The following is a 24183-nucleotide window of genomic DNA, read 5'->3' on the forward strand; positions in this document are numbered from 1 at the left end:
TTTGCCAAAAGACAAAAATGACCCGTATTTTAACTTATTAAATGGGTAGTAATACCCATTTAATAAAACTGAAAACGAATAAAGTTATATACCTATACCTTATTCAGTGACCTGAGTCACGTCCTTTATTTCATTATTTTCTGATGTAACAGAAGAAAATTCAATTTCCGCTTCATCATTCATCTTATTTGCATCCAGAATTCGTTGTCTATCTCTTGAATAGGCCATGGCACGGAATCTGTTCATAACACTACCCGTTCCTGCAGGAACAAGACGTCCGACGATTACATTCTCCTTTAATCCCATCAAGGTATCAACCTTCCCCGCAGATGCGGCCTCTGTCAATACACGAGTTGTTTCCTGGAAGGAAGCCGCTGAAATAAAGGATTTGGTTTGTAACGCAGCTTTGGTGATACCCTGTAAAACTGGTGAACCAGTTGCTGGACGCTCGTTGGCGTTCATCCGTTTGATATTTTCTTGTTCAAATTCCAAGCGATCTACAGTTTCACCAATTAAATAAGTCGTATCACCTGGATCCGTCACTTCAATTTTCTGCAGCATTTGACGAACAATCACTTCAATATGTTTATCATTGATCTTCACACCCTGAAGACGATAAACACTTTGAATTTCATCAATCAGATAATCCGACAAGGCTTCAATTCCAAGAACCTTTAAAATATCATGAGGAACACGTGGTCCATCAACAAGAGGATCGCCCTTACGGACAAAGTCACCTTCCTGTACAGAAATATGTTTTCCTTTAGGAATCAAATATTCTGTTTCTTCACCAGCATCCTCATTACGTACAACGATCCGACGTTTTGCCTTATAATCTTTTCCGAATTCAACCACACCATCATTTTCGGCAATAATCGCATGATCTTTCGGACGACGAGCCTCGAAAAGTTCAGCTACTCGAGGAAGTCCCCCGGTAATGTCACGTGTCTTGGAACCTTCTCTTGGAATACGTGCCAAGACATCACCGGCATTAACCTGCGCCCCATTTTCCACAGAAAGCAGGGAATCTGGAGACAAGAAGTAACGTGCGTCATTACCGTTCCCCAACTTCATAACTTCCCCATTTGAATCCTTTAACTGCAAGCGTGGTCTCAAATCACGAGATTTACTTGTTTGCTTATAGTCAACAACAACTTTTGAAGAAAGCCCCGTGACTTCATCCATCCGTTCAACCAGTGTAATACCTTCAATCAGATCCTGATACTCAATTGTACCTGATTTTTCAGTAATAATAGGTAAAGTATATGGATCCCATTCTGCCATTTTCTGATGGCGCTTGACATTCGATCCATTTTTAACAAGCAAACGTGCACCATAGGGAATACGGTAATGAGCGCGTTCAATTCCATTATCATCCAACAGGATAATTTCACAGTTTCTGGACATGACAATGTCAAATCCCTGACTGTTTTGAACAACATTCAGATTTACAATCTTGATCTTGCCATCGCGGGAGGATTCAACCATAGATTGTTCTGCACCTTTTTGTGCTGCACCGCCAATATGGAATGTACGCATTGTCAGCTGAGTCCCGGGCTCACCAATTGACTGAGCAGCAATAACACCGACAGCCTCTCCTATATTAACGGGAGTTCCGCGAGCAAGATCACGACCATAACAATGAGCGCATACGCCAACCTGACTGTCACAGGTTAAAACAGAACGAATCATCACACTTTCAACATTGGCCTTTTCGATCGCCTCAACTTCGGCCTCCTCCAGAAGCGTGTTACGAGGATAAAGGATTTTACCAGTTGCTGGATCAGTTACATCTGCCGCCAATGTACGTCCAAGAATACGTTCTGCAAGTGAAGAAATAACCTCACCACCATCCATTACCGCACGAACAACCAATCCGCGTTCTGTTCCACAATCTGGCTCAACTATAATGCAATCCTGAGCAACGTCAACCAGACGACGAGTAAGATATCCAGAGTTTGCAGTTTTCAGAGCCGTATCAGCCAATCCTTTACGTGCACCATGAGTCGACGTAAAATAATCAAGAACAGAAAGACCTTCCTTGAAGTTGGCAATAATAGGTTGTTCAATAATTTCACCTGACGGTTTCGCCATCAGACCACGCATACCGGCCAACTGCTTCATCTGGGCTGGGGACCCACGAGCTCCAGAATGACTCATCATCCAGACAGAATTGATGGGTTGGCCAGGCTCTACATGTGAAATCTTTTTCATCATCGCTGCCTGAACCTCATCCGTACAACGTGACCAGGCATCAACAACCTTGTTATAACGCTCTCCTGCAGTAATCAAACCGTCCTGATATTGCTGTTCAAACTCCTTAACTTCTTCGGTTGTCTTGGCAACCAGTTCCTTTTTCGCATCAGGAATGATCATATCATCCTTACCAAAGGAAATACCAGCTTTAGCAGCGTAAGAGAATCCTAGTCCCATCATACGATCCGCAAAAATCACACATTCCTTCTGACCACAATGACGATAGACAATATCGATAATATCTGAAATTGTCTTTTTCGTTAATTGTTGATTGATCAATGAAAAATTGATTGCTGGGTGTTTTGGAAGAATCTGTGAAATCAGCATTCTACCTGCGGTTGTCACTACCTTTTGATAAACTAGCTCACCATCTGCATTCTTTGTTTGAAAACGACAACGAATTTTATCGTGAAGCTTCAAGGTTCTGGATGACAATGCATGTTCAATCTCACCAATATTCGCAAAAAGAGGTGCACCCTTTTTAATAAGATGACCTTCAGAATCATATTCGGATTGATCTGGAGTTAATTTAAATTCAGGAATTTCCAGACTTAGATAATACAGCCCCAATACAATATCCTGAGATGGAACAATAATAGGCTTACCACTAGCAGGACTAAGAATATTATTTGTGGACATCATCAAAACACGTGCTTCGAGCTGCGCTTCCAAACTCAATGGCACATGAACCGCCATCTGATCACCGTCAAAATCTGCATTGAAGGCAGTACATACCAATGGATGCAACTGAATCGCTTTACCCTCAATCAAAACAGGTTCGAAAGCTTGAATACCCAAACGGTGTAAAGTTGGTGCACGGTTAAGCATGACAGGATGTTCACGAATAACCTCTTCAATAATATCCCAAACTTCTGGGCGTTCTTTCTCAACCATACGCTTAGCTGCCTTAATGGTCGTTGCATGCCCATATTTTTCAAGCTTGGAATATATAAATGGCTTGAACAATTCCAATGCCATTTTTTTAGGCAAACCGCATTGATGCAATTTCAGTTCAGGACCAACCACAATCACTGAACGTCCAGAATAATCCACACGTTTCCCAAGCAGGTTCTGACGGAAACGTCCCTGTTTTCCTTTAAGCATATCTGCCAAGGATTTTAATGGTCGTTTATTCGCCCCTGTAATTGCCCGTCCTCTACGTCCATTATCAAACAACGCATCAACAGATTCCTGCAACATACGTTTTTCATTACGAATGATAATATCTGGTGCACGCAATTCCATTAACCGTTTCAACCGGTTATTACGGTTGATGACACGACGGTACAAATCATTGAGATCTGATGTAGCAAAACGCCCCCCGTCCAATGGGACAAGCGGTCTTAATTCAGGTGGAATGACTGGTACAACACTCATGATCATCCATTCAGGACGACAACCACTTTCTGCAAAAGCTTCCACCAGTTTTAAACGTTTTACAAGTTTCTTACGTTTGACTTCAGAAGTCGTTTCTTTTAATTCGGCGCGTAATTCGACTTTTTCAACATCACAATCGATATTGACCAGAATTTTCTTAATCGCTTCCGCACCAATCCCTATTTCAATACCTTCATGCCCATATTCTTCCATGGCATCAAGATATTGATCCTCAGTCAGCAGGCTATATTGTTTTAATGGCGATGTCCCGGGTTCTAAAACAACATAATTTTCAAAATACAAAACCCTCTCGAGATCTTTCAAAGTCATATCGATCATTAATCCGATACGACTTGGAAGAGATTTCAAAAACCAAATATGTGCAACCGGGCTTGCAAGCTCAATATGCCCCATACGTTCACGACGCACTTTGGCAAGCGTAACTTCAACACCGCATTTTTCACATACTATGCCACGGAATTTCATCCGTTTATATTTACCACAAAGACATTCATAATCCTTGATCGGACCGAAAATGCGCGCACAAAACAATCCATCCCGTTCTGGTTTAAAAGTACGATAATTGATTGTCTCTGGCTTTTTCACTTCACCATAAGACCAAGACCGTATCTGTTCAGACGAGGCCAATTGAATTTTAATCTGATCAAACGTCATTGCTTGGCCAGTCTGACCAAGAATTTTCATAAGTTCATTCATTCGCCAAAAACCTTTTGGGGGGTTGAGGTATTCATAAACTGAATACCTCATTGATAATATTTAAAAAACCTAACAATCTACTTTATTCAGCACTTTGTTCAAGTTCAACATTTAAGCCAAGGGATTTTAATTCCTTCACTAGCACATTAAAGCTTTCAGGTATACCAGCCTCAAAATCGTCCTGATCTTTAACGATCGCTTCATAAACCTTAGTACGGCCTGAAACGTCATCTGATTTAACCGTAAGCATTTCCTGCAAGGTATAGGCAGCCCCATAAGCCTCCAAGGCCCATACCTCCATTTCTCCGAAACGCTGGCCACCAAATTGGGCTTTACCACCCAATGGTTGTTGCGTCACCAATGAGTAAGGACCAATAGAACGCGCATGGATTTTGTCATCAACCAGGTGATGCAACTTAAGCATGTAAATATAACCAACCGTCACTTGGCGCTCAAAAGGATCTCCCGTACGTCCATCAATCAATGTACTTTGCGCCGAAGGATTAAGCCCCGCCTCTTTCAACATGTTTTCGATATCAGGAATGCTTGCTCCATCAAACACCGGAGTCATAATCGAGACACCCTTATGAAGATCATTACAGAAATTAAGCAGTTCAGCCTCTGAAAGATTGGCTATTTTTTCATTAAACGTTTTTTCGCCATAAATCAATCTAAGGCGATCCAAAAGTTCCTGTTTCTTTTCACCAGTCTTCATATACTGATCAACAACTTGGCTGACTTGTCTACCCAGATTTGCACAGGCCCATCCCAAATGGGTTTCAAGGATCTGACCGACATTCATACGGGAAGGCACACCCAACGGATTCAACACGATATCAACAGAGGTTCCATCCTCAAGAAATGGCATGTCCTCAACTGGCACAACACGGGAAACAACACCCTTATTTCCATGACGACCGGCCATTTTATCCCCAGGCTGTAATTTTCTTTTAACGGCAATGAAAACCTTAACCATTTTCATAACACCAGGAGGAAGCTCGTCACCACGCTGGATCTTATCAACCTTGTTGTTGAAACGCGCCTGAATATTGGAAACCTCACGATCAAAGTCACGTTTAATCTGTTCAATATTAGCCATTACATCATCATCGGCAACAATGATATGACGCCATGTTCCACGGGGATGTTCGGCCAACACTTCTTCCGTTAAATCCGTTCCTGATCTAATTCCCTTGAATCCTGCCCCAGCTTTCTGATTGAGAAGATTCTCTTTCAACCTGTTATAGAACGCACGTTCTTGAATGGCCAACTCATCATCACGATCCTTGCTTAACCGTTCAATTTCAGCACGTTCAATAGCCATTGCACGTTCATCTTTATCAATACCACGACGAGAGAAAACACGAACGTCAACAACGGTCCCACTTGTTCCAGGCGGTAATTTCAATGATGTATCACGAACATCAGAAGCCTTTTCACCAAAAATAGAACGTAAAAGCTTTTCTTCAGGCGTCATCGGGCTTTCACCCTTGGGAGTGATTTTACCCACCAAGATATCACCAGGATTTACTTCAGCACCAATATATACGATACCAGCTTCATCCAAGTTACGCAGCGCTTCCTCCCCGACATTGGGGATATCCCGAGTTATTTCCTCTTGGCCCAATTTTGTGTCACGTGCCATCACCTCAAATTCTTCAATATGAATAGAAGTAAACACATCATCCCGCGCAATACGTTCTGAAATCAGTATTGAATCTTCGAAATTGTAACCGTTCCACGGCATGAAGGCAACAAGAACGTTACGGCCAAGTGCCAATTCACCAAGCTCTGTTGAAGGGCCATCAGCGATAATATCGCCAGCCTTAATATAATCACCAACATAAACCAATGGTCGCTGATTGATACAAGTTGACTGATTAGAACGCGTGTATTTCCGTAAACGGTAAATATCAACACCTTGCGTTGCACCATTTTCATCCGTTGCACGGACAACAATACGAGCTCCATCAATCTGATCAACAATACCACCGCGACGAGCCACAATCGTTGCTCCAGAATCTCTTGCAACTGCGGCTTCCATTCCTGTTCCAACTAATGGCGCATCTGACCGAATTAATGGAACGGCTTGACGCTGCATGTTTGATCCCATCAAGGCACGGTTTGCATCATCGTTTTCAAGGAACGGAATCAAGGCAGCAGCAACAGAAACCAATTGCTTTGGCGAAACATCACAAGCAGTAACCTCTTCTGGTTTTACCAGTTGAAAATCGCCATTTTGTCTTACAGAAACAAGATCTCCTGTCAAATGTCCATGACTATCCTGTTTGGCATCTGCCTGTGCGACGATAAGCTTTTCCTCTTCCATGGCGGTAAGATATTTCCACCCATCTTGCAATTGACCATCCTTGACCAAACGATAAGGTGTTTCAATAAACCCGTATTTGTTTACTTTTGCATACGTTGCCAAAGAATTGATCAAACCAATATTTGGACCTTCGGGCGTTTCAATCGGACAAATACGTCCATAATGTGTCGGATGAACGTCCCGAACTTCAAATCCGGCACGTTCACGGGTCAGCCCGCCCGGTCCCAAAGCGGATAAACGACGTTTATGTGTAACTTCTGACAATGGGTTCGTTTGATCCATAAATTGCGATAACTGTGATGAACCAAAAAATTCACGAACGGCGGCAACAGCCGGTTTTGCATTAATAAGGTCATGCGGCATGACTGTATCAATATCAACAGAACTCATTCTTTCACGAATGGCACGTTCCATTCTTAACAAACCAAGACGATATTGATTTTCCATCAATTCACCCACAGAACGTACACGACGATTTCCAAGATTATCGATATCATCGACACTTCCTTGTCCATCTTTTAATTCGCACATGATTTTGATCGTCCGCAAAATATCAATTTTACGAAGTGTACGAATAGTGTCATCCCCTTCCACACCAAGACGCATATTCATTTTTACACGTCCAACAGCAGAAAGATCATAACGATCAGCATCAAAGAATAACCCGTGGAACAACGCCTCTGCCGTTTCAGCCGTTGGAGGTTCACCAGGACGCATGACACGATAAATATCAACCAGCGCATCATCTCTGGACGTATTTTTATCAACAATCAATGTATTTCTGATCCAGGGACCGACATTATTGTCAATCGCCAGCGTCGGTATTTCTTTTAAACCAAGCTCTTCCAGCGTATCCAGTATAGCTTCGGTAATCTCTACACCAGCCTCGGCATAAATTTCACCGGTTTCTTCATTGACCAGATCATGAGCAAAATAACGTCCAAGCAAATCTTCCCGTTTAACAAGCACGTTTTTCGTTTTTTCAGCAATCTTGCGAATAAGCCTTGCAGTCAACTTGACATTTGCTTCAGCTACAATCTCACCAGTATCCGCATCAACCAAAGGGGACAGTAATTTTAAATTGCGAAAAGCATCCTGCTCAAAGGTGCGAGACCAACCATCAGCAACTTTTTTGAAAACTACTGTATTATAAAAATATGAAAGGATTTCATCATCATCCATTCCATGAACAAGAACGGAATCCACATCCCCACCCTCTTTAATTTTCGCCTCTCGCAAAGCAATCGAATTTTCACCCTCAAGAGCATACAAAAAGGTTGTGACAGGAATTTTTCTCTTTCGATCTATTCGGACGTAAATTAAATCTTTACTATCAAATTCAAAATCTAGCCAGGAACCACGATAGGGAATTATTCTTGCCGTAAACAAAAATTTGCCTGATGAATGGGTTTTCCCGCCATCATGATCAAAAAACACCCCTGGACTGCGATGCATTTGAGATACGATAACACGTTCGGTACCATTAATAATAAAGGTGCCATTTTCTGTCATCAAAGGCATATCACCCATATAGACAGGTTGTTCTTTAATATCACGAATAGAACGAGACCCCGTATCTTCGTCAATATCCCAAACGATCAAACGAAGAACGACCTTTAATGGTGCCGCATAAGTCAATCCCCGCTGAAGACATTCCTCAACATCATATTTAGGTTCTTCAAATTCATAATTTATAAATTCAAGACGACCATTACCTGCAAAATCGCTGATTGGAAAAATAGATCGAAAAACCTCTTCCAAACCAGTTAATGAACGGTTTTCCGGCTTTACATCTCGTTGTAGAAAAGCCTCATAACTTGCCCGTTGCACATCAATTAAATTTGGCATCGGAGCAATTTCAGGAATCCGCCCAAAATTTTTACGAATGCGCTTGCGCCCAGTGAACGATTTGCTTACCGCGTTCATCGTGTATTGTGCCCTATCGCCTGCTTCCGGATAAATTTGTCACACAAACCATCTGGATAATTATAAACTCATGATCCCAATAAGGGATCACACTCTCACTAATCCCTAATATATAAAGGGAATACTATTTTACAATCGTTAAATATTTTTCCTTTTAACGACCAAGCAGGCGGAAACCCCTACTCACGAGTTCCGCCTTACCTTATTTTAAAGTCTAACAGCAGAAAGAAAATTTTCTACCGTTTGCTTCATAGCCTTATTTAATTTCGACTGAAGCGCCTTGTTCTTCAAGGGTCTTTTTAATTTTTTCAGCTTCATCCTTACTTACGCCTTCTTTAAGCGTTTTAGGAGCCCCCTCAACCAAATCTTTAGCTTCTTTCAAACCAAGACCTGTGATGGTGCGCACTTCTTTAATAACATTGATCTTCTTATCACCAGATTTAGCAAGAATTACATCGAATTCAGTTTTTTCTTCAGCTGGAGCAGCACCACCAGCAGCTGGAACAGCGGCAACAGCAACAGGAGCAGCAGCAGAAACGCCCCATTTTTCTTCCAACATTTTAGAAAGCTCAGCAGCTTCTAGTACGGTTAAAGCAGATAATTCATCAACAAGTTTAGCTAGATCAGCCATTTATATTCTTCCTATTCATATACTAATAAGTGATTTGAGATAAGTCTACTGATTATTCAGTAACTTTTTAAAGACTTAATTATTTTATTAAGCCGCTTGTACATCACCTTTGTCCGCATAAGCACCAAAAACCCGTGCCAATTGACCAGCAGGAGCTTGTAATACACCAGCAATACGTGTGGCAGGTGTAGAAATAAGCCCAACCAGTTGTGCACGAAGCGCATCCAAGGATGGAAGCTCTGCAAGGGCCTTAACCTGATTCAAATCAAGCAATTGGCCACTTAACGCTCCACCAAGCACAACAAGTTTCTCATTGGTTTTGGCGAACTCGACGGCTACTTTCGCAACAGCAACTGGATCCTCTGCCCAAGCAAGAGCTGTAGGCCCAGTTAGCATTGGCGTAATGCCTTCGAATGGGGTACCTTTTGCGGCGAGGGTGACCAAGCGGTTTTTCCCAACTTTATAATTTGCCCCAGCAGCACGCATACGACGACGCAAATCCGTAACATCAGCAACCGTTAATCCCGCATTGCGCGTAACAACGACCATTGAAGTGTTTGCGAAAACAGATGCCATGGAAGCAACAAAAGCTTGTTTTTCCGTGCGGTCCAAATCCCGTCTCCATTTTGATCAGTTAAATTTATAACTGTTCAGGTTACCATTTAGATCAATAAAATGAATTTTATTGATCCGGTTCGCCTGTCCTTAACGGAATCACTAGCATATAAATAATTTTTCAATCTATAATACCAGCCCCGTCTTCCATGCGCGGTTCTAAACCTTTAAAATCTTAAATTACGTACGGTCTTGGACAGGTTTGAGACATTTTAAAATGTCTCGACAATACTATCCCCTTACCAAAAAGGGATAATAAAACTTTTTATTAACCAGCGTTAACGCTAGCAATATCCACTTCAATGCCAGGACCCATTGTTGAAGAAAGATAAATCTTTTTCATATAGGTACCTTTAACCCCTGTTGGGCGTGCTTTTTGCACAGTATCAACAAAAGCTCGGATATTTTCAAGAAGATTTTCAGCACTAAATGATGCCTTACCCACACCAGCATGAATGACACCACCCTTTTCGGCACGGTATTCAACCTGACCTGATTTTGCAGCTGTTACAGCAGACTTAACGTCCATTGTAACCGTTCCCAATTTGGGATTAGGCATCAAACCACGTGGACCAAGAATCTTACCAAGACGCCCAACCAGCGCCATCATGTCAGGGGTTGCAATACAACGGTCAAAATCAACCTGACCCGCCTGCACTTTTTCCGCAAGATCTTCATCACCAACAATATCTGCGCCAGCCGCTTTAGCCTCTTCGGCTCTTTCACCCCGTGCAAAAACAGCAACACGCAAAGTTTTTCCCGTTCCATGTGGCAGTGACATTAAACCTCGAACCATCTGATCCGCATAACGAGGATCAACACCTAGATTAATGGCAATTTCAACTGTTTCGTCAAATTTAGCCTTCGCATTATCACGAATCAATGCAACAGCATCTTTTAATGCGTAAAGCTTATTTCTTTCAATAGAAGCATAAGCTGCAGCAATACGTTTATTTTTTGCCATCTCTTAAGCCTCCTCAACCTTCAAGCCCATGGAACGTGCAGATCCTATCAACATACGAACGGCACCATCAACGTCATTCGCATTCATATCTTTCATCTTTTGCTCAGCAATTTCACGCAATTGACTGATTTTTACTGTACCAACAGTTGCACCCTTACCAATAACAGAGGCACCTTTGGAAATTTTTGCAGCTTTCAATAAAAAATAAGTATTAGGGGGTGTTTTAGTGATGAAGCTAAATGTACGATCTGCATAAGCTGTAATCACGACAGGAATAGGCATTCCTGGTTCCAGGCTTTGTGTTGCAGCATTAAATTCTTTACAAAATTGCATAATATTTAAGCCACGCTGACCTAAGGCAGGTCCAACAGGTGGGGATGGATTCGCCTTTCCAGCTGGAATTTGCAATTTAATGTAGCCAACAATCTTTTTGGCCATATCCGGGTCTCCTTAACATTAACCTACCCAGACCGCGGTTCACACGAAAACTTAAAGAAAAATTATTTTCTCCTTGTTGCTAAAGTAATCTCCCGCGTTCCGATATGAAGCTTATTTCATAGTCTTTTTTAAAAAATTGTCAAGAATTATATTCAAATAAAATTAAATTTAATTGTATTTTTTTTAATGATTTGTTAATTATTTTATTTTTTTAAAAAAACCAATATTTAAGGAATATTTATGACTATTGTTATCACCTATGGAACATTTGATCTTTTCCACATAGGTCATTTACGTATACTTCAAAGAGCAAAACAATTAGGCAACAAACTTTACGTAGGCATATCTTCAGATGAATTTAATACCCTTAAAAAAAAACAGAGTATTTTTCCTTACACACAAAGAGCTGAAATTGTCAAAGCTATTAAATATGTGGACGATGTCTTTGCAGAACAATCATGGGATCAAAAAAAAGAAGATATCCTTCGACTAAAAGCTTCTTTACTTGTCATGGGTGATGATTGGGTTGGTAGGTTTGACCAATATAATAAATATTGTCAAGTAAAATACCTACCAAGAACAAAAAATATTTCTACGACTTTAATCAAACAAAAATTTAAAAAATATTCTTAAAATTCTTTTTTCAATTTTTAACATCTATTAAATTAAAATAAAGTTTTACACTATCAACAATATTTTTAGCAGCTCCTTTTTTAAACGGCATTAATTTATGAAAAAGCTTTTCTCGTTTTTTGAGACGTACATCGTTTTTCTTATTACAACAGATTTTTCTGACAAGGTCTTGAATTTCTTCAACTGAATGAACTACATAGGAAGCATTTTTAATTAATTCTCCCATTTCATTAAAAGGAGCATGCTTCTTATTTTCAAGAAAAACCAAGGGTTTTTGCCAAAAGATTGAATACTCTGCTAAAAAACTAACTCCATCCGTAATCATCATATCTGAAGCTGCCATAAGTGCTCCATAGTCCCCACCTTCAATAATTGTAGCATTAGGCAACAACATCCATTCTTTGATAAAAGAATCTAATTCTTCTTTTAACACAAGCTTATTATCTATCAAGGTAGAAAATAAAGCTGGATGAGGTTTTAAAACCATTTCTATTTCTTCATTTAACCTCACCCATCTTATCATATCCTTATATACTTCCGTAAACAAACCAAAAGATAACCACTGGGATCCAGTAAAACTATGATGTGGAGCCCAAATAATTTTAAAAACTTTATTTCGTTGACTATTTGACAATGGCCATTGTGGGTTATTTTGAGCTTCCAATAACTTTTCTAATTTTGGATGACCGGTTACTATTAAATTATCACCACCTCTATCATTATTCGTAGACATCTCTTTTTTTGTCATATCGGATTCACAAAAAATCTGAGCACATACTTTATGAAAATCCAAATTAGAATAAAAATTAGTATAATTATTTTGAATATTAAATTTTTTTAAAATATTAAATCCATAATAAGGAACATAAAATAAATTAGTAAAACTTAAAGATTTTGTAGAATATTCTTCAGGTATATCATTATCCCATGGAGCCTGTCTGAATACTGCATCTGGATTAATGTATTTTAAAAGTTGCAAATTATTAATATTTGACTTTGAAAACCGTATATGAGGAATTTTTTTAAATTCAAAAAAATTATGGTTTTCATCTTCATGTGCAAATGAATTCTCGCCAGGAAAACGTCTTGGAATGGTAATAATAATAACTTCAATTCTGCTTTCCTCACACATCATTTCATAAACACTTGCCAAACTATCCCAGGTCGCAATATTATGAACTAAAAAAACAACCTTAATTTTACGATTGGTTCTTTCCAAACGGGCAACTTGCCTTGATAAAGAAAATATATTATTATCAAGGTCTGTAGATTTTAGATTTATTTTTTGTTCTATTTTTCTTAATGCAGAATGTAAACCAATTGTTTCTGTAATATTTTTTTCTAGTAATAAATGATGGACTTCGCGTGTCGGCTTATCACAATAACTGCCTAAAAAAATTAATTTTCCTTCTAAATTGATTTTAATATGAAATTTTGTTGTTACCTGACCATTCAAATTTAAAAAAACTAAATTATTTTCTCTTATCTCCCACCGACTTTCATTAATACAATTAATACCTTTTATTGTATGATCATTTTGTAATATTACATTATTTGCAATAATAACCCCATCAGCTCTACAAAAGTAAAATATTTTTTTCTCAAAATTCATTATGTACCTTTAATTAAAAAATTGTAATAAACATTATATAAATATGAAAATTATTAATAACAATTAATTTTTTGTTTTATTTTAAATTCAAATGTTCATATTGAAAAACACCGAATGATGTTAAATTTTTTTCGGGAAGCCACTTCATATCCCATCCTCCTCCCAATGCAATAATTAGTTTTACAGATGCCTGCATCAATTTTGTCTTGCTTCGAACTTCATCCAATTGGGCGGCTAATGCGGCATTCTGGGCTGTAACAACGTCTAGATAAGTGGTTAATCCTCCTGTATATAATGACATTGCCATTCCCTGTGTCCGTAAGGCCGCTTCAGAGGCCTCCTTATTTTGTTCTAATTCCAGCCGCATCTTTTGCGTTAAGGTAAGATTATCCTCAACCTCGCGAAACGCATTCAAAACAGTGGAGCGATATTGATCCCGTGTTTGTCGGTAGACTGACCAGCCCTTTTGTAAACTTGCCCGACGTAATCCACCCTGAAACAAGGGTAAAGCCCCCTGAATTGCCGCAGACCACATGCTGTTGGCCATATTTGCCAAGCCAAATCCCTTGTCCTGAAAACCACTTGCCGCGTTAATCGTGATATCAGGATAAAATGCAGCTTTTGATATGCCTATATGGCGATTGGCAGCAGCCATCTGTCGCTCAGCACTGGCTATATCAGATCGACGTTGTAATAGAGATGATGGAAATTCCACCGGTATATTCGGTATATAATCATTTAGATTTGTTTTTACCGATTTTATATGAAAATCTGCGGGGAATTGATTAACCAAAACAGCGATCGCATGTTCAGTCAAATCCCGTCTGGCCTGTATCTCTGTTTGTTGTGCCTTTGTAATTGCCAATTGATTTTCGGCACGTGAAACGTCTATCCCAGCCGAAATGGCACCTGCCTGACGCATACGCGTGATATCAACCGCAGCTTCATAATATTGTATGGATTGGCTTAAAACCTCATTCTGAGCATCATACCCACGTAAAAGCATATAACTGCCTGCCAGATCCCCTTCCAGAGATAGTTTTGCAGATTCATAATCAGCAGCTTTCGCTTGAACCAGGTTTCTTTGCATCCTTATTTCATTTCTAATTTTACCCCATAAGTCTGCTTCCCATAAAACAGAAGCCTGATATTGAATATTTGTTTCTTCAATTGGAGCATGACTGGTTTTACTTCGGAATAACCGGTGATGGGATTGTTTATATCTTCCACCACCAGCTTCAAGATTTAATTGTGGGTACAAATTCGATCTAACCTCTCCAAGAACAGCGCGACTTTGCATATAGGTTTCTGCTGCCGCTTGCAAATCAGGATTATTTTTTTCCAGATTGCTTTCCAGTTGATTTAACACAGGATCATGGAATATCTCCCACCATGCACCTTTAGGAATCTGATCCTCAGGTTGAGCAATATGAAAAGGGGCTGTTCCATGCCAATTTTCAGGCAGAACATAATGAACAGGTTTGTAATGCGGGGCTAAATCACATCCATTCAGAAAAACAAGACATGCCATTAACAAATAACCATATGGTATATTGGCTTTATCTGCCTTCTTATTCCACATTGGATTCAGCCGCATTTTTCTTGAACGAATCATTATCATATTTTTTTGTTACAGATTCGCTATTTTGAAAATTATCGTTATATCCTGATGTGCTATCTACAATTTTAACCTGTTGCCCATTTAATAACCCAGCTGATGGATTATTCACAATCCAATCCGTTTTTTTTATCCCTGCCAATACCTGAATTGATTTACCAAGATTATTTCCTAATTTTACCTTCTGCATCCGAACCCGATGATCATTCCCGACAACGGCAACTTGCATACCCTCACTACGAAAAATCAAAGCCTGTTCTGGAATGATCAAAATATCTGGATCTGCTGGGGTTATAAAATGAACCTGTACAAAAGTTCCGGGCCATAATATATGAGAGGCGTTTTCAACGGTCAATTCAGTTGTCACTGTACGGCTGGCCATATTAAACGCCCTTGCAGATGTCAAAAAATCCGCCTGAAAGGTTTTTCCTGGATATTGAATTGTTGTCAATTCAGCCTTTAACCCTTTTTTCAGGATTGATGCATAATCCTGCGGCACATCTACAAAAATACGGAGTTTATGAATATCAGAAACCGTAAACAACTCGGTTGCCTTACCTTGACGGCTTAAATCTCCATTATTATTCACAAAATCCCCTACATCCGTTAATCGCGATGTAACAACGCCACTAAAGGGAGACCTGATTTTTTTGAATGCCTGTAAAGCCTCATACCGGGCCACTTCATGGCCCGCTGCATCCACTTCAGCCTTTTGAACTTTAGCATTGGCGACCTGAACATCAACTTCCTGCTGAGATACCGCTCTGGTTCCTGACAAGGCCCGCCAACGTTTTGCCGTAACTGCCGCCAATTGGTAGCGTGTCTGGGCAACTTTCAAATTTGCTTTTGCAGCCTCATATTGCGCGTCCAGACTAGGAGTGTCAATTGTTGCCAGTAATTCACCCGCTTTTACAGTCGCACCATAATCCTTATACCAATGTTGGACATATCCTGATACCTGTGCATAGATTGGCGCCTGATACCATGCCGATACATCTCCAGGCAAAGTAAGACTTCTTATCGCTGGACCTTTTTGTGGCTGGATACATTGAACAATGGGAAATGAATCTTTCCTGGCCTGTTCTGTCAGTTTAATAACATCGTGCTGTCGCTCAACAATTCCAAAAATTGCGTAAATACAAGCGCAAATTCCAATCATTAAAAAAATAGCCTTGGTTTTTTTTGAAAAGTTGGACATCCACTATTCCTTTATCCGGCCATGACGGTTATAAACCAATGCAAACACACATGGAACAAACAACAAGGTTGCAAATGTAGCCAGAGTTAGCCCCCCCATAACGGCTTTACCTAAAGGGGCATTTTGTGTGTTACTGAATGACATCGGTATCATGCCAATTATCATTGCCGAAGCCGTCATTAAAACAGGTCTGATACGACCATATCCGGCCTCAACTGCGGCTTTTACCGCATCTCCATGCTCAGCAAGCCGTTCCCGAGCGAAAGAAACAACAAGAATGGAATTAGCAGTGGCCGTTCCCATGCACATAATTGCCCCTGTCAACGCGGGAACAGACAATGCATTATGACTGATAAACAAACTCCAAGAAATCCCTGCCAGGGCACCCGGCAATGCAGTGATGATAATAAATGGATCTAGCCAGGATTGAAAATTGACAACGATAATCAGATAGACAAACAATATAGATAATGCCAATCCCCCCAGTAATTGCATATAAGCATTATACATCGTTGTAGCCTGCCCCCGAATGGCTATTGTAGAGCCACGGGGTATTGTCGCCTTTTCCCTTTTGATAACTTTTTTGATATCCCTGCTGACAGCCCCCAGATCTCGTCCTTCATTACTGGCATAAATCTCAAATACGGGCATGATATTGTAATGGGATATTTCACCACCTGATCCTGTATGATCAATACGGCTCAAGGATCCCAAAATCTGCGACTTGTTTTTCTTTTCCCCTCTTTCGGAACCATTGACAGGAATGGTTTCCAGATCATTCATATTCTGTAAATCAGATTGTGGGGTTTGAATATTCACCAAATGAGACACCCCTGTCTTGATATCCAGCCAATAAGTGGGTGCGACCTGTCCGCTTCCCGATAAGGTTGCAAGAGCATTATTTGCAATATCCGCCTCAGTTAATCCTGTACTAAGAGCAAAATCACGACGGGTATTAATCATCAGGGTTGGTGTAGAAACCGTTTGTTGAATCCTTACATCCGCAATACCAGGAATACGCTTTAATTTTGCGGCAATATGTTTTGCATACTCATAGTTACCTGCCAAGTTTCGACCTATGATCTGCACATTGATCGGAGCAGGTAAACCAAAATTTAAAATTTTGGCGGTGATATCACCCGGCGTGAAGGCAAAGTCTGTTCCTGGAAATTTTTTTCTTAATCCATGTCTGAGAATCTGGCGATATACTGCAACAGGAGATTCAGAATTCCTTAATGAGATTGTCATGTCACAATCTTGTGACCCTATTGTCGGAGTTGCAACATAAGCTTGGTTGATACTGCTAAAGGGCAAACCACAATTATTGACAATTTCATAAACTTGCCCAGGTAACAAATCACTGATTTCTGAATTGACTAGATAAGAAATTTTACCTGTTTCCTCAATTCTTGAACCCAGAGGAGCACGCATGTGTAAATCTAGTTCACCAGATTTAATTTCTGGAAAGAAATCCTGTCCGACAAAAAATAATAAACCTACAGACAAAAAAGAAAAACTTAAAAAAATTAGGATAAATTTTTTCTTAACAAAAAGAATTTTTTGCAAAAACATCCGATAGTATCTTCTGAATTTCTCAAATCCCTGATCAAAATTATGTTGGAATCGTGCGAAAAAAGTTTCTTTTTTTTTATTGACGCCATGATTTTCTACTTGTCCACGCAACAGATAATAAGCCATGGTGGGAACAAAAGTTCTGGATAAAATAAAGGATGCTATCATTGCAAAAATGATCGCTTCAGCCATGGGCATGAATAACCATCCTCCCACCCCGGTCAGTTGGAACAACGGAAACCAGACTACACAAATACAGAGCGTTGAAACAAAAGTTGGAATCACAATTTGATTGGCCGCATCCACAATTGCATCATACAAGGGTTTACCCATTTCAAGATGCGTGTCAATATTCTCAATCATGACGGTGGCGTCATCCACCAAAATCCCGACAGCCAGAGCCAGACCTCCCAATGTCATGACATTGATTGTCTGATGCATTGCCTCTAAACCAATCAGGGCGGATAAAATCGCCAAGGGGATGGAGGTTGCTATAATCAGGGTTGATCGCCATGAACCCAGAAATAGAATTACCACAATACTGGTCAGAAATGCAGCCGTGACCATTTCCCTTACAACATCATGAACGGAATCCTTAACAAAAACTGAGGCATCTGATAGAATGCTAACATCAACCCCTGGTGGCAGTGTCTTTTGCACTTGTGGCAATAACCTTTTGATACCAGCCACTACCTGAAGGGTGGAAATATCCCCTGTTTTCATAACGACCATCAAAATTGCCTTGTGCCCCTTCACCAAGACAAGATTGGTTTGCGGCGGGCCACCTCGATGTACCCAGGCAACGTCCCTTAAAAAAACCGTTGCATTGCCGACTTTTTTAATTGGAATATTGTTAAATTCGTCAACAGCTCTGGGACTGGCATTGGTTTGAACCATAAAATCAATGGAACCGACTTTCTGGTCTCCAGCTGGCAAGACAATATTTTGCCTGCCAAGGGCATTACCTACATCCGTTGCCGTTAACCCGTAAGCCAGTAAGCGAGCCTGATTCAAATCAACTTGAACATAATTGGAAACACCTCCATAAGGTGAGGGTAATGCCGCCCCCGCAACAGAAATCAAGGCCGGTCGTATTAGATTAGATGCCATATCATAAAGCTGGGACCCGGTAATAGTTTTGGATGAGACCTTTAACATCATGACAGGGATGGATGAAGCACTGTATTTAATGACCAGGGGGGGCGTCGTACCTTTGGGCATCTGTTTTAAAACAGTTTGGGAAACCGAGGTAATTTGTGTCTGAGCTTCTGCAATATCAGTACCAGGTTGAAAAAAAATCTTCACAATTCCACGCCCATAGTAAGAATTGCTTTCAATATGCTCAATATTATCAACCGTGGATGTCAAGGCTCGTTCATAATAGTAAACAATCCGCCCCGACATATCCTCTGGCATCAAACCTGTATAATTCCAGACAACAGCTACCACTGGAATTTTAATATCAGGAAATATATCCGTTGGTGTCCGGAATATAGCCAACACCCCAAAAACAAGAATTAAAATAGCCAGAACAACAAATGTATATGGACGCTTTAATGCCGTAATTACAATTGCATTCACCTTATTAAGATCCCATCCGTCTTTCTTTAATTAACCATATGATTTGCTCGTTCCTTGATAAAATGCTGTTAAACTATTTTAAAACATACCCATCTCTCGTTAAAATAATCTTATCCATTCTGGTTATTCAGTTTCCTTTTCCCCAATTTTTTCCAGCGATTGAATAAGTTTTTGGGTTTTACGACGGGCATCAGTGACGGAAGTGGCCGTATTTTCTATATAACGGGTCAATTTTTCAAAAATCATGTCAATTTTTATCATTTCTTGTCTGGTCTTGCCCAATAAACTTGAAACAAATTCCGTTTTCTCACTCAATGCCAATGAAACATAACCGAGATGAATAGTCCGTAATAAAGGCGGCATTAAGGCGGGGGACATAATTAAAATATGATAAACTCTGCCGATTTCGTCGATAAGACCGGGAATTCGAGCGATTTCCGTATAAAGTCCATCAGTTGGAACATATAAAACAGCGAATTCAACCGTTTTTGGCGGTACAATATATTTTGAAGCGATCTTTTTCGCCTCCTGCTTGACACAACTTTCCAGAGCTTTACGGGCAGCCTGTTCCGCGCCACTATTTCCTTCTTCAATAGCTTGTATTAATCGTTCATAAGCCTCCGTTGGGAATTTGGAATCAATGGCCATTAAAGGTTTATGGGAACCTTGTGCAGGCATATGAACGGCGAATTCGACAATTTCCATGCTGTTATCCTTTAAACGCACATTCCGTTCATAAGTTCCAGTTGGTAAAATATCATCTAATATTGATTGTAGCTGCGCCTCACCCCAGCCGCCACGCGTCTTAACATTTGTAAACAATCGCTTTAAATCGCTCATCTGCGCTGTTACAGAGTTAACCTCACCCATCAATTTTTGAATCTCGGAAAACTGTTCAACCACACGCTGAAAAGATGACTGCATTTGAGTTTCAACAGCCTTGTTCAGTCTTTCCGTTACAGATTGGCGCAACTCTGTTAAATTCTGTGAACTTTGCTCTGTTAAAAGCTGCATCGCCCTTGCCTGATCCAACCGTAACGTGGATTGTTCCTTCATCAAACTTTCGTTCATGACATGCAATCGCTCAGCCAGTTGGTTTTGACCATTCTGTAAACGGTCGAACAATTCCTTCTCGATTTTATCAAGATGCTGCTGCTGACGGTCTTGATCCTGTATTCGTGCGGAAGATTCCTTCTCGATTAAAAATGTTATTCTTTTTAAAATATCCTCCTGCCGATCATTTTTTTTTATTGATTGTTTCAATATAAAAACAGCAGCCAAACCAAAGCCAATCAATACAATAATGAAAATAAAAAAATATTCCGTATAATTACTTATCATTGATCTATCGTCTCAACTTCAATTGTCTATACAATTATTAAAATAGATTTCGTAAAAAGCCCGGAGTTAGCAACATTGAAGGATATGCCTCCATATGAGGGTCTTTGAATTTTCCGTTAATGACAAAGGGAACGGCAATAAACCCCCCCCCTTTTTCTGGAACAAATAATTTTCCCACCCCCGGGACATGACTGAATAGTTTATTCACCGCATAAATCGGCACTATTGTTCCCTGCAAATCCAAAACCGCTTTATCAAGATTGATATCGCCCTTCAAAGTCGCTCCAAGTTCATCATTGAAAACACGACCATTTTTTATTTTCAGAATCCCCTTATTCAAAAAGATATTTCCTTTGAGAGCATCAATATTCAACGCATCCGCCTTTTGCCTTTTGAACCAACCATAAACAGAAAGATTACTGATCCGTTTTAAGGCGGTGGGAACATGATCAACAACAAAAGGCTCGATTTGTATCTTGCCGGTAAACGGGGCCTCAGGATCATTGTCATCAAAATTACCACTCAGAACACAATGCCCTCCTGAAATTCTATTTGATATTCCAACAATATCCAATAAATTGCCAAGATTCTGAGCATCCAGATAAAATTGTCGATTTGAATCCTTGGGAAATAATGACGCAGTTACCAAAGTTGGTTGGCGCATTCCATAAGAAAGACGCATCAACCGTAATCCATTATATTCAATATAGGCTGTCACTTCGCCCAGATTCTTATTCTTATCATAAAAGATTTTCTTGGCCTGAAGGTTAAAGATCCAACGTCTTCCCTTAAGTCCTTTGTACTTTCCTGTAGCTGCAACAGGAATATTATAATTCTGTGATTTCTTGGAAACGGCATGTTTTTTCCTGGATGATCCGAGATAATCCTGAATAAATGGGGAAAGATCCAATGTATCTGCCTTGACAGAAATACGTACATCACCTTTTAAAGGGTTATGAAACGCTTCATCCGTCATTGGAAAATTAATGGTCGCTTTTCCTTCTGACCGTCCAGTTTTAAAATATTGAATATTTAATTGGGTTGGAATTCTATTTTCGATATTCATATTGGCATGCACCAACAAGTCACTTCCCTGAGCATGCAAGTCTTGAATACCGACCAGTTTGTTGTCATTCAATATTATCGTTCCCGAAGCCTTCGCGGGTTTTGCAATTAGCTTGTGCCAAATCGGGAGTTTCAATTCAGTTCTTGATAGGTCCAAATTTAAATTGATTATCGCTTTTTTGTCGTAAAATTTTGAATAGTTTAAATCTAGATAGGCTTGGCCCCCTATATCCTTAGCCATATCAAAACCTGTTTGTTTCAAGGTCTCTGACGTAATGGTCAAGCCAACTTTTGCTTTTTCAACAAGCGACCCAAGATGTTGATGTGTAAAATTTTGTCTATACTCAATACGTGCAGGAAAATAAGATAAAAGACCATACCCATGTAAATCAAGTTGACGGGCATTCACGTCCACCACTAAATTCCCCTGTCTCAAATCCTGTCCTAACGCTATATCTTTTAGATAGACATTTTTAATCTCATTATGTCCCTGAATATCAATCTGTTCGATTTTCACCTTTTTCTTGAGGGGGATTTCCAAATGTAAATGCGTAGACAAATCCCCGGAAGGATTTTTAAAAGGGACAGGATGACGAGATAGCAAATGTAATCGTTGTTCAGATAATAAAGTTAATAAATCTTGCAACTTACCTTTTATCAAAAGCGTTATAATACCCAAATCCCGATGATTGCTTAATCCTGTAATCCACATATTACCAGAAGGTATATTCAACTTGCGTAATTTCGAGGTGGTTCCATTTCCTGACCTGACAATTTGATAACCTCCTCGATATTTAATCAATATCCGATCAGGATCTACAAATATCATTTGTGCATTCATTTTCTGTAAAGGTGGGATGGGCCTTAACCAGTGAACCTCCAAACCCGTTGCCTGACCAATTCCACCCTCCAAGTTAACCAGTCTCAAATGATGCCAGCCCTCATGCCCCGTAAGTCTTGCATGAATTGAAAAATCTCGCGCTTGCCCTCTTGTAATATTGCCTGTAACCCATTCATTGGCCCCTTTGGCTATATGACGAGGCCAATATTCTTTTAATGTTGAAAAGTCTAGCAACGGACTATCTGCGGAAAAATCTGCATCAACCACTTTTGGATTTAACAGTGAGGATAATTTCAACCAACCCTTGAAATGAAAAAAAGGCCCGCTTTTTGCATTTTCCAAATCCGACGGTGATCTCAATTGCAGACAAATGTCGGAAAAATCAATCTTTGCAGGATATTTGGCATCTTCACCAAAAAAAGCGCTTATACGAGCATTGAAAAAAGATGGGAAATATTCCATATTTCCAATCCTTACATTCCCCTGAGCAGAATTTATTTTAATATCTGCCATATAAGGTTGCATGAAAGCTTTATTCTGGATAGAAAAACCTATATTCGCCTCAGCTGAAATAGGCATATTAACAGATTGCAAATAACGCAATTCCGGTATCATTTCTGCAATATTGGCGGGATTGACCTGATCGATCTCCATATGCCATTGGAGCTTTCCCGTTTTTTGCAAATTAACAATATCTGATGAAGTTATGGACTGAACAGAGCTTTGACCTTTAATTTGAACCTTATGACCATTAATATCAAAATTGAAATAGACTTTTCCAATAATGGTCAATGTTTTGTCAGCATAAAAAGGATGCACATCAACATCAATCTGTCTTGATTGAATCAAATTATGATCAATGTCATCTTTAAAAGATAAAACGGTTTTCTCAATTTTGACATGATACAAACGATGAAAGTCGATATCCAGCCTGGATTGTCTCGACAAACCCAATCCTGACAAATCCAGATTAACATGATTGTCTTTATATCTTCTTAAATGTAATTGTGCACCTGACAACTTGATATACAAAGGAACAATTTTTTTATGTCGTAATGATGATGTATCCAGCGTTAATTTTGCAAAGTCCAAATGATCCCTTACCTGGTTATAGACATCCAGTAACTTTAATCCTTCCAGTTCGAAAGTGACTGGTGTATTAAAGCCTTTCTTTAGAACAGGCCATTTCATGACCAACTTGTCAAACGTCAGTCTTCCAGCAGGTTTATCCTTCTCCATACCTTCTATAACCGTTAAAGGAAGCCAATATCGGGCGATAAAGGTAAGGTTGGCAGGTGCGCTTAATATGAATAATATAAAAGCTGACACCATCACGACCAGCAATACAATTACCGAACAGCCTGCCAGTAAAAATTTACGCAACCAGTTTCGTCTGTGTTTTATTTTTGAATCTTTATGAAATTCTTGCTCTTTCTTTATGGGCATTTTCATCTTAATATTTGTAAACT

13 protein-coding genes are annotated in these 24183 nt (G+C 39.8%); 1 reads left to right on the forward strand and 12 read right to left on the reverse strand.

What is annotated here, in order from left to right; genetic code table 11:
- Positions 1–99: 99 nt before the first annotated feature.
- The 6 genes from rpoC to rplK all read right to left on the reverse strand — a co-directional run bounded on the left by rpoC (position 100) and on the right by rplK (position 11253).
- Positions 100–4350 (reverse strand): DNA-directed RNA polymerase subunit beta', encoded by a 4251-nt coding sequence (rpoC, locus tag H3T46_RS03930; RefSeq protein ID WP_232349935.1) that lies wholly within the window; start codon positions 4348–4350, stop codon positions 100–102.
- Positions 4351–4432: 82 nt separating this feature from the next.
- The gene (gene rpoB / locus H3T46_RS03935; protein WP_198197432.1) at positions 4433–8605 is read right to left on the reverse strand and encodes a DNA-directed RNA polymerase subunit beta; all 4173 of its coding nucleotides are present in this window, start codon (positions 8603–8605) and stop codon (positions 4433–4435) included.
- Between the two features lie 256 nt (positions 8606–8861).
- Positions 8862–9236, reverse strand: a complete 375-nt coding sequence (gene rplL, locus H3T46_RS03940; protein WP_198197433.1) for a 50S ribosomal protein L7/L12 — start codon at positions 9234–9236, stop codon at positions 8862–8864.
- 87 nt (positions 9237–9323) lie between these two features.
- Positions 9324–9848, reverse strand: coding sequence for a 50S ribosomal protein L10 (gene rplJ / locus H3T46_RS03945; protein WP_155580750.1), 525 nt, complete (start codon positions 9846–9848; stop codon positions 9324–9326).
- A gap of 271 nt (positions 9849–10119) precedes the next feature.
- Positions 10120–10815, reverse strand: a complete 696-nt coding sequence (gene rplA / locus H3T46_RS03950) for a 50S ribosomal protein L1 (protein ID WP_110438414.1) — start codon at positions 10813–10815, stop codon at positions 10120–10122.
- 3 nt (positions 10816–10818) lie between these two features.
- Positions 10819–11253, reverse strand: a complete 435-nt coding sequence (rplK, locus tag H3T46_RS03955) for a 50S ribosomal protein L11 (protein WP_110438415.1) — start codon at positions 11251–11253, stop codon at positions 10819–10821.
- A 240-nt stretch (positions 11254–11493) separates the two neighbouring features.
- On the opposite strand from rplK, the gene H3T46_RS03960 reads away from it, so the two are divergent.
- Positions 11494–11886 carry an adenylyltransferase/cytidyltransferase family protein gene (locus H3T46_RS03960; RefSeq protein WP_155580751.1) on the forward strand — a complete coding sequence of 131 codons (393 nt, stop codon included), beginning with the start codon at positions 11494–11496 and terminating at the stop codon, positions 11884–11886.
- A 10-nt stretch (positions 11887–11896) separates the two neighbouring features.
- Here H3T46_RS03960 and H3T46_RS03965 read toward each other — a convergent pair whose 3' ends face one another.
- The 6 genes from H3T46_RS03965 to H3T46_RS03990 form a co-directional block, all read right to left on the reverse strand.
- Complete coding sequence (locus H3T46_RS03965; protein ID WP_198197434.1) at positions 11897–13498, reverse strand: hypothetical protein; 1602 nt, start codon at positions 13496–13498, stop codon at positions 11897–11899.
- Between the two features lie 76 nt (positions 13499–13574).
- Positions 13575–15095: an efflux transporter outer membrane subunit gene (locus H3T46_RS03970; protein WP_232349934.1), complete on the reverse strand. Its 1521-nt coding sequence runs from the start codon at positions 15093–15095 to the stop codon at positions 13575–13577.
- Complete coding sequence (locus tag H3T46_RS03975) at positions 15070–16314, reverse strand: efflux RND transporter periplasmic adaptor subunit (RefSeq protein ID WP_198197436.1); 1245 nt, start codon at positions 16312–16314, stop codon at positions 15070–15072. Before H3T46_RS03975 ends, H3T46_RS03970 begins: the two co-directional genes overlap by 26 nt.
- A 3-nt stretch (positions 16315–16317) precedes the next feature.
- Positions 16318–19467 (reverse strand): efflux RND transporter permease subunit, encoded by a 3150-nt coding sequence (locus H3T46_RS03980; RefSeq protein WP_198197437.1) that lies wholly within the window; start codon positions 19465–19467, stop codon positions 16318–16320.
- Between the two features lie 123 nt (positions 19468–19590).
- Positions 19591–20808, reverse strand: coding sequence for a DNA recombination protein RmuC (locus H3T46_RS03985; RefSeq protein WP_155568377.1), 1218 nt, complete (start codon positions 20806–20808; stop codon positions 19591–19593).
- A 37-nt stretch (positions 20809–20845) separates the two neighbouring features.
- Positions 20846–24160: an AsmA-like C-terminal region-containing protein gene (locus H3T46_RS03990; protein ID WP_198192658.1), complete on the reverse strand. Its 3315-nt coding sequence runs from the start codon at positions 24158–24160 to the stop codon at positions 20846–20848.
- Positions 24161–24183: the final 23 nt, after the last annotated feature.

The organism is Commensalibacter sp. M0133 (assembly GCF_016101485.1).
In the GTDB taxonomy this organism is placed as follows: Bacteria; Pseudomonadota; Alphaproteobacteria; order Acetobacterales; family Acetobacteraceae; genus Commensalibacter; species Commensalibacter melissae.

What these genes read in the sequence shown, in the direction of transcription:
- rpoC (WP_232349935.1), bottom strand. Translation starts at nt 4,350, where the DNA reads ATGAATGAACTTATGAAAATTCTTGGTCAGACTGGCCAAGCAATGACG.
- rpoB (WP_198197432.1), bottom strand. Translation starts at nt 8,605, where the DNA reads ATGAACGCGGTAAGCAAATCGTTCACTGGGCGCAAGCGCATTCGTAAA.
- rplL (WP_198197433.1), bottom strand. Translation starts at nt 9,236, where the DNA reads ATGGCTGATCTAGCTAAACTTGTTGATGAATTATCTGCTTTAACCGTA.
- rplA (WP_110438414.1), bottom strand. Translation starts at nt 10,815, where the DNA reads ATGGCAAAAAATAAACGTATTGCTGCAGCTTATGCTTCTATTGAAAGA.
- rplK (WP_110438415.1), bottom strand. Translation starts at nt 11,253, where the DNA reads ATGGCCAAAAAGATTGTTGGCTACATTAAATTGCAAATTCCAGCTGGA.
- H3T46_RS03960 (WP_155580751.1), top strand. Translation starts at nt 11,494, where the DNA reads ATGACTATTGTTATCACCTATGGAACATTTGATCTTTTCCACATAGGT.
- H3T46_RS03965 (WP_198197434.1), bottom strand. Translation starts at nt 13,498, where the DNA reads ATGAATTTTGAGAAAAAAATATTTTACTTTTGTAGAGCTGATGGGGTT.
- H3T46_RS03970 (WP_232349934.1), bottom strand. Translation starts at nt 15,095, where the DNA reads ATGCGGCTGAATCCAATGTGGAATAAGAAGGCAGATAAAGCCAATATA.
- H3T46_RS03975 (WP_198197436.1), bottom strand. Translation starts at nt 16,314, where the DNA reads ATGTCCAACTTTTCAAAAAAAACCAAGGCTATTTTTTTAATGATTGGA.
- H3T46_RS03985 (WP_155568377.1), bottom strand. Translation starts at nt 20,808, where the DNA reads ATGATAAGTAATTATACGGAATATTTTTTTATTTTCATTATTGTATTG.
- H3T46_RS03990 (WP_198192658.1), bottom strand. Translation starts at nt 24,160, where the DNA reads ATGCCCATAAAGAAAGAGCAAGAATTTCATAAAGATTCAAAAATAAAA.